This window comes from Zhongshania borealis (genome assembly GCF_039539625.1).
Classification (GTDB): domain Bacteria; phylum Pseudomonadota; class Gammaproteobacteria; order Pseudomonadales; family Spongiibacteraceae; genus Spongiibacter; species Spongiibacter borealis.
Genome location: NZ_BAABDM010000002.1, coordinates 336,529 through 351,289 on the forward strand (window position 1 = coordinate 336,529; position 14,761 = coordinate 351,289).

Annotated in this window: 13 protein-coding genes; 8 read left to right on the forward strand and 5 right to left on the reverse strand. The window is 47.2% G+C overall.

What is annotated here, in order from left to right; genetic code table 11:
- Positions 1-4 precede the first annotated feature (4 nt).
- Positions 5-292 carry a YebG family protein gene (locus ABD836_RS07865; protein ID WP_344934289.1) on the forward strand — a complete coding sequence of 96 codons (288 nt, stop codon included), beginning with the start codon at positions 5-7 and terminating at the stop codon, positions 290-292.
- A gap of 58 nt (positions 293-350) precedes the next feature.
- Here ABD836_RS07865 and djlA read toward each other — a convergent pair whose 3' ends face one another.
- Positions 351-1,148: a co-chaperone DjlA gene (gene djlA, locus ABD836_RS07870; protein ID WP_344934290.1), complete on the reverse strand. Its 798-nt coding sequence runs from the start codon at positions 1,146-1,148 to the stop codon at positions 351-353.
- A 136-nt stretch (positions 1,149-1,284) separates the two neighbouring features.
- Here djlA and glyQ point away from each other — a divergent pair, with 136 nt between their 5' ends.
- From glyQ to ABD836_RS07885, 3 genes are all read left to right on the forward strand, one after another.
- Positions 1,285-2,226 (forward strand): glycine--tRNA ligase subunit alpha, encoded by a 942-nt coding sequence (glyQ, locus tag ABD836_RS07875; protein WP_344934293.1) that lies wholly within the window; start codon positions 1,285-1,287, stop codon positions 2,224-2,226.
- Positions 2,226-4,310 carry a glycine--tRNA ligase subunit beta gene (glyS, locus tag ABD836_RS07880; protein WP_344934295.1) on the forward strand — a complete coding sequence of 695 codons (2,085 nt, stop codon included), beginning with the start codon at positions 2,226-2,228 and terminating at the stop codon, positions 4,308-4,310. The genes glyQ and glyS overlap by 1 nt, the downstream gene beginning before the upstream one ends.
- An 87-nt stretch (positions 4,311-4,397) precedes the next feature.
- Entirely contained in the window at positions 4,398-5,120 is a 723-nt protein-coding gene (locus tag ABD836_RS07885) for a lysophospholipid acyltransferase family protein (RefSeq protein ID WP_344934297.1), read from the forward strand.
- A 90-nt stretch (positions 5,121-5,210) separates the two neighbouring features.
- Here the strand turns inward: ABD836_RS07885 and gyrB are convergent, their stop codons facing one another.
- The 4 genes from gyrB to dnaA all read right to left on the reverse strand — a co-directional run bounded on the left by gyrB (position 5,211) and on the right by dnaA (position 11,790).
- A complete protein-coding gene (gyrB, locus tag ABD836_RS07890; RefSeq protein WP_344934299.1) occupies positions 5,211-7,628 on the reverse strand; it encodes a DNA topoisomerase (ATP-hydrolyzing) subunit B in 2,418 nt (805 codons plus the stop codon).
- Between the two features lie 140 nt (positions 7,629-7,768).
- Positions 7,769-8,938 carry a DNA replication/repair protein RecF gene (recF, locus tag ABD836_RS07895; protein WP_344934302.1) on the reverse strand — a complete coding sequence of 390 codons (1,170 nt, stop codon included), beginning with the start codon at positions 8,936-8,938 and terminating at the stop codon, positions 7,769-7,771.
- Positions 8,939-9,067: 129 nt separating this feature from the next.
- Positions 9,068-10,183: a DNA polymerase III subunit beta gene (gene dnaN, locus ABD836_RS07900; protein ID WP_344934305.1), complete on the reverse strand. Its 1,116-nt coding sequence runs from the start codon at positions 10,181-10,183 to the stop codon at positions 9,068-9,070.
- A 113-nt stretch (positions 10,184-10,296) separates the two neighbouring features.
- Positions 10,297-11,790: a chromosomal replication initiator protein DnaA gene (gene dnaA, locus ABD836_RS07905; RefSeq protein ID WP_344934308.1), complete on the reverse strand. Its 1,494-nt coding sequence runs from the start codon at positions 11,788-11,790 to the stop codon at positions 10,297-10,299.
- Positions 11,791-12,279: 489 nt separating this feature from the next.
- On the opposite strand from dnaA, the gene rpmH reads away from it, so the two are divergent.
- Genes rpmH through yidC form a run of 4 tightly spaced genes read left to right on the forward strand, consistent with a single transcriptional unit; the run spans position 12,280 to position 14,756 of the window.
- Positions 12,280-12,417 carry a 50S ribosomal protein L34 gene (gene rpmH, locus ABD836_RS07910; RefSeq protein WP_219043305.1) on the forward strand — a complete coding sequence of 46 codons (138 nt, stop codon included), beginning with the start codon at positions 12,280-12,282 and terminating at the stop codon, positions 12,415-12,417.
- Positions 12,418-12,446: 29 nt separating this feature from the next.
- Positions 12,447-12,824, forward strand: a complete 378-nt coding sequence (gene rnpA, locus ABD836_RS07915) for a ribonuclease P protein component (RefSeq protein ID WP_344934313.1) — start codon at positions 12,447-12,449, stop codon at positions 12,822-12,824.
- 5 nt (positions 12,825-12,829) lie between these two features.
- Positions 12,830-13,093, forward strand: coding sequence for a membrane protein insertion efficiency factor YidD (gene yidD / locus ABD836_RS07920; RefSeq protein ID WP_344934315.1), 264 nt, complete (start codon positions 12,830-12,832; stop codon positions 13,091-13,093).
- Positions 13,086-14,756 carry a membrane protein insertase YidC gene (gene yidC / locus ABD836_RS07925; protein ID WP_344934317.1) on the forward strand — a complete coding sequence of 557 codons (1,671 nt, stop codon included), beginning with the start codon at positions 13,086-13,088 and terminating at the stop codon, positions 14,754-14,756. Before yidD ends, yidC begins: the two co-directional genes overlap by 8 nt.
- Positions 14,757-14,761: the final 5 nt, after the last annotated feature.

Genomic DNA, 14,761 nt, shown 5'->3' on the forward strand with positions numbered 1-14,761 from the left:
GAGTATGGCGGTAGTAGCGAAGTGGATGTGTGACAGGGACAACAGTATGTTTGACAACAAAAAAGATGCCGACGCCTATGACAAAATGCTGGAGCTGGCTGAAGGTTTTACCGCCTTGCTGCAAGAACATATTCCTGGCGTAGACGAGACCCAAGCTGAGGAATTTGGCATATTCCTGTCTAAGAACAAAGAAGCGGTGATGCTTGCCTGTAAGGGCAGGGTAGAAGCGCTAGCTGAGATCGACAATGACGCTGCGCCCAGCAATGTTAGCCCCTTGGCAGCGCAAGCTTAAGCTCACCGTTTTAATAAGCGTAGCCCAATCGCTACGCTTTTGTATTACTGCGATTAGCCTATTTAGCCCGACTGTCTTTAATCAGCTCGTATGCCGCCTGTATTTCTTGCGCCTTCTCTGTCGCTATTTTCATCATGTCTTCAGGCACGCCCTTGGCAATTAATTTGTCTGGATGGTGCTGACTCATTAATTTTCGGTAAGCGCGTTTTATTTCAGCATCGCTCATCGACTCAGTGACACCAATCGCTTTGTAGGCCGCCGCAAGTTCGCTGGCACTATTCTGGCCAGATCGCTGACCACCGCCAGTGCCGCGCCCATGAAACTGACGCTGAGCCATAGCCATCTCGAGAAGGCGCTGAAATTCCCGCGCAGACACACCAAGATACCCTGCAACCCGCAACAGTATGTCCTTTTCGGCGGAATCAACTTCACCGTCGGCCAAAGCCATGGTCAATACCGCTTCCAAAAGCATTTGTCGTAACAATGGCTGAGTTTTTGCCACCAACAAAAAATCAGAAATCTGCGGCGCCAATTCGAAATCGTCAGCACTGCCTTCTTTAAAACGCGTTATTGCCTCGGCACGGCGCGCACCAGTCAAACCAAACTGCGCAATAATCGCTTCTGCTTGAGCAACTTCAGATTCACAAACCCGACCGTCGGCTTTAGCAACGTGTCCCATTACCCTAAACACGGTGTCGAACAACACGCCCTGAATGCGCTCGCGTTCGGCGCCATAATTAAAGCCCATTGCTTGTTTAAGGCCGCGATCAAAGAATACGCCTACACCAAAGCCCAATAGCGCAAAAAGTGGGCCGCCCATCAAAAAGCCCAAAAACGCGCCTATAAATTTCGCCATTACCATCATTCCTATTAAATCTGAGGGCCGATCATAACAAGTCGCCATGGCTGTCGGCTAGAATCATCCATAGCCTTAGCCCACAGCCTCGCAACTCTGTATAATTCCCGTCTTTGTTAAATCTATGGGGAAGACCGTGAGCAAGGCAGACGTCAGCACCTTTCAAGGGCTAATCTTGGCATTGCAGCAATACTGGGCCGAGCAAGGCTGCGTGTTATTACAGCCACTGGACATGGAAGTGGGTGCGGGCACCTTTCACCCCGCCACCTTTTTGCGCGCTATTGGTCCAGAAACATGGAACGCAGCCTATGTTCAGCCTTGTCGTCGACCTACTGACGGTCGCTACGGCACAAACCCCAACCGCCTGCAGCACTATTATCAGTTCCAGGTCATTATGAAGCCTTCCCCGGCCAATATTCAGGATCTGTATTTGGATTCATTGAAAATGCTCGGCATTGATCCCCAGGTTCACGATATTCGCTTTGTAGAGGATAACTGGGAATCGCCAACCCTCGGCGCCTGGGGTCTAGGCTGGGAAGTTTGGCTCAATGGAATGGAGGTGACGCAGTTCACCTATTTCCAGCAAGTCGGTGGCCTAGAATGCTATCCGGTTAGTGGGGAGATCACCTATGGCCTAGAACGTATTGCCATGTACCTCCAAGGCGTAGACAGTATTTACGATTTAGTTTGGACCAAAGGCCCGGCGGGCAATGTCACTTATGGCGACGTTTTTCATCAAAACGAAGTTGAGATGTCGCACTTTAACTTTGAAGAGGCGGATGTCGAGCAGCTGTTCAAGCAATTCGATCACTGTGAATCCGAAAGTCAGCGCTTGATTGAGAAAGGGCTTCCGCTGCCTGCTTACGAAATGGTAATGAAAGCCTCACACGCGTTTAACCTATTAGACGCCCGGCATGCGATATCGGTCACTGAGCGCCAACGTTTTATACTACGCGTGCGCAGCTTAGCGCGCGCAGTAGCGCAAGCCTATTTCGATGCGCGCCTAAAACTCGGCTTCCCGCTGGCACCAGAACATCTGCGTGACGAAGTGTTGGCAGCTGCTGCGGAGAACAAATAATGAGCACACGTGATCTATTAATTGAAATTGGTACCGAAGAGCTGCCACCCAAAGCGCTTAAGGGTTTGTCCGCGGACTTTAGCACAAGCATCAGTAATCAACTGAACGAAAGGGCTCTAGGTTTCGCGTCGCTGAAGAGTTTTGCTACTCCTCGCCGTTTAGCCGTACTTATTTGTGATTTGGCTGAAACCGCAGCCGATCGCAAAATAGAAGTCTGGGGGCCACCAGCGAGCGTCGCCTTTGATACCGACGGTAATCCCAGCAAAGCAGCCCTAGCATTCGCAAAGAAAAACCAACTCGATAGCAGTGATCTCAAAAATCATATAGCGAACGATGGTAAGCAAGACAAACTCTGCCTTCGCAGCGTCGTTAGCGGTGACCAAACCACAGCGATTGTTGCACAAATCACCAATACCGCATTAGCGGCATTGCCTATTGCAAAGCGCATGCGCTGGGGTGCGTCGCGTGCTGAATTTGTCCGACCGATACACTGGCTTACCATTGTGTATGGTGAAGAAGTTATTGGTGAAACGATTTTTGATTTACGTGCGGATCGCTTAAGCCGTGGTCATCGCTTCCATTGCAATGAAAGTTTGTCGATTACTAGCGCAGCAGCCTATGAGGCAATTTTACGGGACCAAGGCAAAGTAATCGCAGATTACGATACCCGTCAGCAAGACATACGCGAGCAGGTTACTAAACTCGGCGAATCACTAGGTGGTAAAGCTATAATTGATCCAGATCTTTTAGATGAAGTAACCGCACTTGTTGAATGGCCCGTGGCACTGGCAGGGAGCTTTGAGGAGCGCTTTTTGAAAGTACCACCCGAAGCGCTTGTTTCATCAATGAAAGAGCATCAAAAATACTTCCATGTTACAGATTCTAACGGCAAACTTATGCCGAACTTTATTACCGTTGCCAATATAGAAAGTCGTGACCCACAGAAAGTAATCGACGGCAACGAGAGGGTTATTCGTCCGCGCCTAAGTGACGCCGCGTTTTTCTTCGAAACGGATTGTAAAACCAGTTTGGAAACCCGTCGCGAAAAACTACGCACGGTTGTTTTCCAGGCAAAGCTTGGCACTATCTTCGACAAGACTGAACGCGTCGCGTCGTTAAGCGCTGCTATTGCAAAACTTCTTAACACCGACCCGAGTAGTGCGGTGCGTGCGGCGAACTTATGTAAGAGTGATCTGGTTACCGAGATGGTACTGGAGTTTGACGACCTACAAGGGATTGCTGGGTACTATTACGCGCTAAACGATGGCGAAGCAGAGGATGTCGCGCTGGCAATGAATGAGCAGTATATGCCGCGCTTTGCCGGTGATGTATTGCCACAAACCCTCACTGGCACTATTGTCGCACTAGCCGACCGACTCGATACCATCTGCGGTATTTTTGGAATCGGCCAAATCCCAACTGGCTCAAAAGATCCTTTTGCATTGCGACGCGCCTCTCTTGGTGTTCTGCGATTGATCACGGAAAACGGTCACGATCTCGATTTACAACAATTAATAGACCTCGCCATAGCGCAGCACAGCACCATTACGCCTAGCGAAAAACTAAGTGCTACGGTGCTGAGTTATATTCTAGAGCGTTTGAAAGCAGGTTACGAAGACAGCGGCATCGCCACCGAAGTCTTTATGGCCGTTAGTGCCAAACAACTAAGCAAGCCCTTGGACATAAACCAGCGTGTTAACGCGGTACAAGCGTTCACAAAGCTAGCAGAGGCTTCCGCGCTTGCGGCCGCGAACAAACGGGTATCCAATATATTGGCCAAAGTGCAGGGTCAAATTCCTACTCAGATCGATGAAAATTTATTAGTCGAAACAGCGGAACAAACCCTGGCGCAGCAACTCAATAAACAGCAAGCTACGGTGATGCCATTGTTTGCCGAAGCACGCTTTGAAGAAGGTCTAAAGTCACTCGCTAGTCTACAATCAGCCGTTGACGACTTCTTTGACAAAGTCATGGTAAACGCGGAAGACCCGGCGCTTAAGAATAACCGCTTAGCGCTTCTTTCTCAGCTCCAGGGCTTGTTTCTCGAGGTCGCAGATATATCCCAGCTGGTTACTGCTAAATAGCCAGCACTGCCCTTGTATAGCGTAAGTCAGTACAAGGGCAGCTGCCGTAAAAGGGTATTTATTTAAGGTTTATGGACAGGATTCTTAATGACGCTTTTGGCAAACTCAATCTATGCTCTACGGTCAGCGCTGTTTTTTATCGGCTTTGCCGTAGTCACCATTTTTATCAGTACTAGTGGAATACTATTCACCTGGTTTCTACCATTTCACATCCGCGGTCGGTATTTTGTATTAGGGAATGCCGCCATCATATTTTTACTTAGGGTGTGCTGTGGCGTTAAAACCGAGATTCGCGGTCAGTTCCCAACTCAAGGCCCATTTGTCGCTATGGCCAAGCACCAAAGCCAATGGGAAACCTTTTACTTACAGTGGCACTTATTTCCAGTAGCAACGGTAGTGAAACGCGAGCTTTTAAACATTCCATTTTTCGGCTGGGCACTGCGCTTTATGAATGCCATCGGCATCGATCGCAGCAACCCTAGGGCCGCTATGCGCCAAATAAGTGAGCAGGGCCTTATTCGTCTAAAAAACAATTACAGTCTGCTTATTTTTCCAGAAGGTACCCGAACTTTACCCGGTGTACGGGGCAAATACGCCCGTAGCGGCGCGAGCATCGCCATCGCGGCGAACGCGCCAGTAGTGCCAATCGCCCACAACGCCGGTTTGGTATGGCCAACAAAAAGTATGTTAATCCGTCCCGGCACCGTCACCGTTGTAATAGGGGAGGCCATTGCCAGTAATAATCGAGAAAGCCGGGAATTAACATTAGAAGTGGAAAACTGGATAGAGGATCAATGCGCTAAAATATAATCGCGGCAATCTAGTTAATCAAAGCTATAGCCCTATACAAAAAAAGCCCAGTCTTTAGCTAAGACTGGGCTTTTTTTGTTATATCAAAGCTTAAATATCGAGGTTCGCAACCTTCAACGCATTGGTCTCAATGAACTCCCTGCGAGGCTCAACATGATCACCCATCAAGGTGGTAAAGATTTGATCTGCCGCTACGGCATCTTCAATCGTTACCCGCAGCATACGTCGCGCATCTGGGTCCATGGTAGTTTCCCATAACTGCTCTGGATTCATCTCACCCAAGCCTTTATAGCGTTGAACATTTAGTCCACGCTCTGCTTGCGCCATTAACCAGGTAATTACCTCTGAGAACTCGGTAACCTCAAGGCGTTTTTCACCGCGCTGGATATAAGCGCCGTCTTCAAGTAAGCCATTGATACTGTCACCTAAGCTGAGTATCGCTTGATAGTCAGCAGACTTGAAAAAATCACGCCCGAAGAGGTAGTGATCACTTACTCCGTGGGAAATAATATCCACGCCAGGCAAGAAGATGTGCAGCTCTGGGTCTTCCATTATCCGCACATCGTAGCGGTGCTGTTGATCTTTTTGTTCGAGCTCAACCGTTACTTCAGCTAAAGCTTCACACCACGTCGCAACCAGGGCTCGATCAGCTAAATCTTCTAATGACAAACGCGGTAAATAAGTTAGCTCACGCAATATACCGGCAGGGTACAGGCGGGATAGTCGGCTTATTATTCCATCGATTTTACGATACTGGGTGATCAACTCTTCGAGACCAGCACCATTTATAGGCGCCGCTTCTGGGTTGACATATAAGGCAGCACCTTCTAAGGCATTCTGCGTCAGGTAGTTCGCAAATGCCGGTTCGTCTTTCAAATACTGGTGCTGTTTACCACGACCTATTTTAAACAGTGGCGGCTGGGCGATAAATATATGGCCATTTTCGATTAATGACGGCATTTGTCTAAAGAAAAAGGTAAGAAGTAGGGTCCGAATATGCGATCCATCAACATCAGCATCCGTCATAATAATAATGCTGTGGTAACGCAATTTCTCGAGATTGAATTCGTCTTTGCCTATTCCACAGCCTAGTGCCGTTACGATAGTGCCGACTTCTACAGAAGAAATCATCTTATCAAAGCGCGCTTTCTCAACGTTTAAGATCTTACCTTTTAGTGGCAGTATCGCCTGGGTACGGCGGTCGCGACCCTGTTTCGCTGAGCCACCAGCAGAATCACCCTCGACCAGATACAGTTCAGAAAGAGCGGGGTCTTTCTCTTGGCAGTCGGCAAGTTTGCCGGGTAGGCCGGCAATATCCAAAGCACCTTTACGGCGTGTCATTTCGCGTGCTTTACGAGCAGCTTCGCGCGCGCGCGCGGCATCCAACATTTTTTGGACTATTAGCTTTGCTTCATTTGGGCTTTCCATAAGGAAGTCGCCAAACTTAGCCGTCATCGCCTGTTCAACAATCGTTTTTACCTCACTAGATACCAATTTATCTTTAGTTTGAGATGAAAACTTAGGATCCGGTACTTTCACAGAAACTACCGCTGTCAGGCCTTCACGGGCATCGTCGCCAGTCGTAGCAATTTTTGCCTTTTTCGCAAGGCCCTCGCGCTCGATATAAGTATTCAGATTCCGTGTTAAACCAGCGCGGAAACCGGCTAAATGTGTACCGCCGTCGCGCTGAGGGATATTGTTTGTAAAGCAATACAGATTTTCTTGGAAGCCATCATTCCACTGTAGCGCAACTTCAACCACAACACCGTCCTGCTCGGTGGTGAAATGAAACACCTTATTAACCGGTGTTTTATTAGTGTTTAAATACTCAACAAATGCGCTTAAACCACCTTCATAGCAAAAATTTTCATTCTTACCATCACGCTCATCAAGTAATTCAATTTTGATCCCGGAATTAAGGAAGGCTAATTCCCTAATACGCTTGGCTAAAATATCAAAATGAAATTCAATATTGGTAAACGTCGCGGCTGACGGCTTAAAGCGAATTTCAGTACCTGATCGCTCTGTATCACCAATGATCTTCAAGGGCTCTTGAGGAACACCGTGCTTATATAGCTGTTCGTGCACTTTACCGCCACGACGAATCGTCAGCATCAGTTCCTCAGAGAGTGCATTAACAACTGAAACCCCTACACCGTGTAAGCCACCAGAAACTTTATAAGTGTTGTCATCAAACTTACCGCCAGCATGAAGAACGGTCATGATTACTTCGGCAGCCGTTACACCCTCGTCGTGCATTTCTGTGGGTATTCCGCGACCGTCATCCGTAACCGAAACGGACTCATCAGCGTGAATAATGACCTGTATCTTACTGCAATGCCCCGCAAGCGCTTCGTCGATAGAGTTATCAACGACTTCAAACACCATATGGTGCAAGCCTGATCCGTCATCGGTGTCCCCAATATACATTCCGGGGCGTTTCCTTACCGCATCCAAGCCCTTAAGTACTTTGATGCTTGAAGAATCGTAAGCTCTATTCTCTGTCATTTATAAAACCTCGTACGCCTGTAAAATCAGGCAAGAACTTATTGTTGTTCTGCAGCACAAGCTGCCAATTCATTTATCTGGAGAACATTTATCGCTTGTAAACCCAATCTAGGAGCTTACTTGCTAATATCAGTTACCGCTCAAACCAAAGCTTCAACGTTACCGTGTTCCACGTGAAACCTTTTTAGTGAGCGTCCACCACACCAATCATCGCGCAAATCACTTGCTTTGACTGCCGTCGCAAACACCTGAACATCTAACTCAACTAACGCTGAAAACACGGCACTGCAGCGCCCCTCATCCAATTCTGCCGCTAAATCGTCAATCAAAAACACTGTCGGTATGCCTTGGCTTAACAGTACTTTTGATTGCGCCAACTTCAAGGCACATACTATTGTTTTTATTTGGCCGCGCGATAAAACCTCGCCCGCTCGCAATCTTCCACACCGCAAATCAATATCCGCACGATGGGGCCCATTTCTCGTGAACCCAGATTTTAAGTCTTGCGCCAAATCTAATCGCAATGCCTCAGCAAAACTTACTGAGTCAAAGTCTTTCCAGCCGCCGCTAAACTCCAAGCTAAGTGCTGGAACACTCTGCGCGACAGCCGACGGTTTATCATCAGCAGAGGGGAGCACACAATTCGCCAAAAGCTGGCGATAAACCCCGTCAAATACGGCCGCCAATTCTTTAAAATGGCGCAGCCGAGCAGCTGTAATTAACGTCGCTGTCGCAGCTAATTCAGCGTCCCACGGCGCTAAGACCGAGGCCTCTATATTACCACGTCTGAGCAGAGAATTACGCTGTTGTAACGCCTTCCTATAACGTGGCCACAACTCATAAAACCCTGAATGTTTCACGTGGAACACTCCCCAGTCTAGAAACTGCCGACGTACGCCTGGGCTACCTTCTAACAACTCAAAACTAGCAGGGTTAATAACTTGGACGGGAAGCACTCCAGCTAGCTCACCCACTGAAGCCAGTTTTTCACCATTAACTTTAACAAGAACCAAATCTTGGCGCGAACGACGAACACCTATCGAGCTTAATGTGTCCGAAGACTCCGTAGCAGGGCTAAATTGAGTATCAAACTCGCCACGAACTGTTAACGAATCCTCGTTGAAGGAGATAACTGTTTGCATTTTTCTAGATCGAAAGGAGCGCGTTAGCGCTAAAGTATGTACCGACTCAAGAATACTGGTCTTCCCACTACCATTGAGACCATGAATGAAATTAAAATCATCAAGGTTCTGCATTGCAGTAGCTTTCAAATTTCTAAAATTATGAATGCTGAGTTTACGTATGCGCACTTAACAAACACCAGCTATAAAACAAAAGGGCCCGAAACAAAAACGGGGTAGAGCGGAGCTACCCCGAATTTTCGTGATACTAAAACAAACCAAAAAAAAGCTAAGATCAAGGCAGACTCGATAACAACCTTAAAGCCGCATCGGCATAACAACATACTGACAATTACTACCATCTGCTTCCGCTTCTTCAACTAATGCCGAACTATTCGCGTCAGACAGAGAAAATTTCGCGGTCTCACCGTGTATGGCCGATAGAACATCGAGCAAATAACTAACATTAAAGCCTATCTCTAGTGTTTCGCCCTGATAATCGACCGCTAGCGTTTCCTCCGCCTCTTCCTGCTCAGGGTTATTCGCAACAATACGCAGCTCGCCGCTGCTAAGCAGCATTCGAATGCCCCTGTATTTTTCATTCGACAGAATGGCTGTACGCGCAAACGCCTGCCTCAAATCTGCCCGCGAACCTAAAACCACCTTAGTACTGCCGCGTGGCAAGACACGCTCATAGTCAGGGAACTTGCCGTCTATTAACTTTGAGGTGAATGTAAACTCCGTGGTGATAACCCTAATGTGGTTACTGCCTACAATGACTTCCGCTTCTTCGTTTTCATTTATGAGTAAGCGCGCAAGCTCGACGACGCCTTTGCGTGGCACGATCACTTGGGTCGTTTGGTCTACATCTATATCACCGGCGAATGTTGCCATCGCTAAGCGGTGCCCGTCTGTTGCAACCATACGCAACTGATCTTTAGTCAGCTCAAACAACATCCCATTGAGATAATAGCGCACGTCTTGCTGCGCCATCGCAAAACTCGTACGCTCGATCAACCGCTTTAAATCGCCCTGTTTTAGCCTAAAGGCTTGCCCACCTTTAGCTTGCTCGACACTTGGGAAATCGTTAGCGGGTAGGGTAGAAAGCTGAAAACGACTACGACCCGACTTAAGGATTAATTTCTGATCATCTAATTGAAAACTAATATCAGAACCATCGGGAAGGGCCTTACAAATATCAACCAGCTTCTTTGCCGGAATCGTAATTTCACCAACGCTCTGAATAGCGTCTTCGGCCAAAATAACTCGACCTATAAGCTCTACTTCCAGATCAGTACCGGTTAAGGCTAGCTCTTGGCCAGTTAAAACTAACTGAACATTCGCCAAGATTGGCAGGGTTTGCCGGCGCTCAACAACACCCGCCACTAGATTTAACGGCTTTATTAACGCTTCCCGCGAAATCGAAAATTTCATGCTCTCGGTTCCTGTTCCTTTTCATAAATATCAAGGTTAGTGGCCTTAAGATTAATCCCACCAACAACACCCGACCATAGTCTTACTTTATTATATAAAAGCACTTTAAGACATCAGCTTGTGAGTAGACGAATCAAATTTTGATAATCTTCTCGCATATCCCCATCTGTTTCCCGCAGTTCTTTAATTTTCCTGCAGGCATGTAGCACAGTAGTGTGATCTCGGCCACCAAACCCCTCACCAATTTCGGGCAGGCTATGGTTTGTTAACTCTTTCGAAAGCGCCATCGCAACTTGCCTAGGGCGCGCCACCGACCGACTCCGCCGTTTCGACATCAAGTCTGCCATTTTAATTTTGTAATACTCCGCAACAGTTCGCTGAATATTATCCAAGCTAACTTGCTTGTCTTGCAGAGCCAATAAATCTTTTAAGGACTCTTTGATAAGCGGAATATCGATTGGCTTCGCCATGAAACGCGAACTCGCAATTACGCGTTTGAGCACACCTTCTAGCTCACGTACATTCGAGCGCACCCGCTGAGCGATGAAAAAAGCCGCATCAGAGGGTAAATCGGTTTTATCTTGCTCAGCCTTTTTTAAGAGTATCGCAACGCGAGTTTCAAGCTCTGGCGGCTCAACAGCGACTGTTAACCCCCAACCAAAACGAGACTTTAAACGCTCCTCTAAACCCTTTATCTCTTTAGGGTAGCGGTCACAGGTTAAAATCATTTGTTGACCACCCTCAAGAAGGGCGTTGAATGTATGGAAAAATTCTTCCTGCGAACGATCTTTACCAGAAAAAAACTGAATATCATCAATCAGTAAGGCATCGACTGAACGGTAATAACGCTTAAATTCGTTTATCGCGTTTAATTGCAGCGCCTTAACCATATCCGCAACAAAACGCTCCGAGTGCAAATAAACCACCTTTGCATTGGGGTTCTGTTGCATTAATGAGTTACCAACCGCATGCATTAAATGGGTCTTACCCAGCCCAACACCACCGTAAAGAAATAAGGGGTTGTAACCGCGGCCAGGATTACTGGCTACTTGACTAGCAGCGGCTCTCGCTAATTGGTTCGACTTGCCCTCAACGAAGGTATCGAAGGTATATCCTTCCATCAACGAACTTTGGTGACGTATACCGCCTTCAACCTCAACCTGGCGATTGCCGCCAATTGACTGTGGAGAGGTAATAATTGCCGGCGAGACTGGTTTCACCAAATTGGAAGCTGGCTGCGATGGCGCCGACGACTGGCTCGATGGCGCCCCAGCGGAGAATAACTCTCTATTTGCGCCGCTACCCGAAGAGGCCGGCATAGCCACATTACGCGGAGCTACACTGCGACCCGACGATAACTGCCTATCAATAACACCTAATTCAACCACCATTTTACGATCAGGTGGTGACAGCTCAGTCACCAATTCCAATATCCGAGCAAAAAAGCGATCACTCACCCAATCTCTAACAAAACGATTCGGCGCAGAGAGCGAAATAAGATCCCCAGCAAGTTCGACCTGCAAGGGTCTAATCCAAGTATTAAATTGCTGAGCTGGCAATTCGTCTTGCAAATGCGCAATACATTTCTGCCACGTAGCTTCCGACAACACTGTTCTCCAAGTTCGCTTTGAAAATTAAAACCTGCGTATTTCTTACTTTCGACGCAATTATTTATGCTCGCGACGGGTATCCGTAAACGGTATTACACTTGTTAACAAACCCATTTTTATAGTGAGCCATTCTACCGTTCAATAACAAAGTTATCCACACAATACCCATTTTTTTATTTAAGAGGAAAATAAAAAATCCTTCTTATTCAACATGATAAAGAAGGTAACATCCCAAATTAAGGCAAACACGACACAAGTATTTCTCTGTGGATAAAGTTGTTTCCTGGCTGTGGATAAGCTCTTAGTAATCTGTGACTGCTTCATTCACATGAAAATAACACAATCCACTTACCCAACTGCGACAAATCATTGCTATTAAAGGCAATGTCCACTAAAATTCGCGATCCGATTTTTCGCTGTATTGGGTCTTTAAATCCAACACAGCGCCGACTGATGCGTCGGCTAATTTAGCCAAGGTTAAAGATCATGAGTAAAAGAACATTCCAACCAAGCAACCTGAAAAAAGCCCGCAACCACGGTTTCCGCGCACGCATGGCTACTAAAAACGGTCGTAAGTTGATCAACCGCCGTCGTGCCAAAGGCCGCGTTGTACTGTCAGCTTAATTTAGATTTGTAATATCACTGGCAAGGCAGTGAATTTTCAATTTGAAAAAACACTGCGCTTGTTAAATGCCAGCGAATACCAAGCGGTGTTCGATGAGTCACGCCTGAAAGTTTCTTCGGCTGAGATCTTATTCTTGGCTCGAAAAAACGATCTTGATCGACCACGACTCGGCTTGGTCATAGCAAAAAAGAACGTGCGTCTATCTGTTCAGCGAAATAGAGTGAAACGCAATGTTCGCGAAACCTTCAGACTGTGTCAGCACAAACTGCAAGGTATTGATGTTATCGTGCTTGCTCGGCGTGGCCTTGACCAGCTTGATAACAAACAAATGCAAGAAATCTGTAATCAGCTCTGGCATCAATTAGAAAAACGAGCTGAGAAGCGCTTCCGTCAGCGAGAGGGTTAAATACTATGCAGCGGTTGCTTATCGCCTGCATTACGTTCTACCGCCTGTTTATCAGTCCTCTGATGGCTCCGCATTGCCGTTTTTATCCCAGTTGCTCACACTACGCCATAGAAGCAATTCAGCTCCACGGCGCTAGGCGTGGCGGCTACTTAGGCATTAAACGCCTGCTCCGTTGCCACCCCCTTAGCAGCGGCGGCTACGATCCTGTACCATCCTGCCACTGTCATTCAACCGAAACCAAACTTTCAAGGCATTCAAGCAATGATTGATATTCAGCGCTATCTCCTTATCGCCGCCATCGCTGCCCTCTCTTTTATGTTATTGATCGAGTGGAAGAATTTTGAGGGGCCTGAAACCATTATTGCCAGCGCCCCAGCGGCAAACAAAACTGTGTCACCAGTTACCAGCAGCAGTGACAGCGACTTACCCATATTGAGCCAAGATGCCGCAAGTACCAGCTTACCTGAGACGACCGGCACTAGCAGCGGCTTCGTTAACGTCAGCACCGATGTATTAAATGTAAAAATCGATCTCCATGGCGGTGATATCGTTTACGCCGGACTGCCCGCGTATACCGCAGATCTTGAGTCAGACGAACCGTTTGTCATTCTCGAGAGTAATGAAACACGAGACTACATAGCCCAAAGCGGTTTGATCGGCCAAAATGCGACGGATACCGCCAAAGGTCGTCCGCAATTTAGTAGCAAAATCGACAGCTACGAGCTGTCCGAAAGTAACGATAGCATCAATATTGATCTTCACTATCAGTACAGTGATCAAATCAACATCGTAAAACGCTTCCATTTCAAACGTGGCGAATATCTGATCAATATTGAATACCTGATCGACAATCAAAGCGATTCGGTATTCCAAGCGAGCTTCTTCGGTCAATTAAAACGAGGAAACAGCACAGACCCAAGTGTCGACGGTGAAGGTGGCATGTTCGCGATGAAGCCCTTTATGGGCGTCGCGTATGCCGACAACGAAGATAAATACAGCAAATTGGCTTTCGGTAAAATGAAAGACAAGCCCTTGAAAACAGCTGTAAATGGCGGCTGGATTGGCATAATCCAACACTATTTCTTAAGTGCTTGGATACCAAACCCTGATAGCGTTAACGAACTAAGCACCATCGTAACCAAGCAAGGTATTAATATTGCCCGGGTTACTAGTGCAGCCGTTACTGTTCCCGCCAACAGCCAAGGTAGCGTTGCATCCTCCTTTTACACTGGCCCGAAAGACCAATACCGACTACAAGAAATCTCACCTGGCCTGGAACTTACCGTCGATTATGGATTTTTATGGTGGATTGCCCAGCCACTATTCTGGCTACTCACTAAAATTCATGGCGTGCTCGGCAACTGGGGCTTTGCCATTATCGGCTTAACCATGCTCGTAAAGGCCGCCTTTTTCCAACTCAATGCCAAGGCCTTTACCTCTATGGCCAATATGCGCAAAGTTCAGCCAAAGCTCGTTGAACTTAAAGAGCGCTATGCCGACGACCGTCAAAAGCAGTCTCAGGCCATGATGGAACTTTACAAGACCGAGAAAATTAACCCTCTTGGCGGCTGTCTACCTATGGTCGTCCAAATGCCGGTATTTATGGCACTGTATTGGGTATTAATGGAAAGTATTGAATTACGCCATGCGCCGTTTATTTTGTGGATTCAAGATTTATCGGCAATGGATCCGTATTTCATACTGCCACTGATTATGGGCTTGTCGATGTTTATTCAGCAGCGCCTAAACCCACCACCACCAGATCCAATGCAAGCCAAGATAATGCAGTGGATGCCGGTGGTTTTCACCTTCTTCTTCCTGTTCTTCCCAGCAGGCTTAGTATTGTACTGGGTCGTTAACAATACCTTATCTATTATCCAGCAATACTTCATTACTAAACGTATCGAAAAGAGTGGGCTTCCCACCCGCTGATTGCA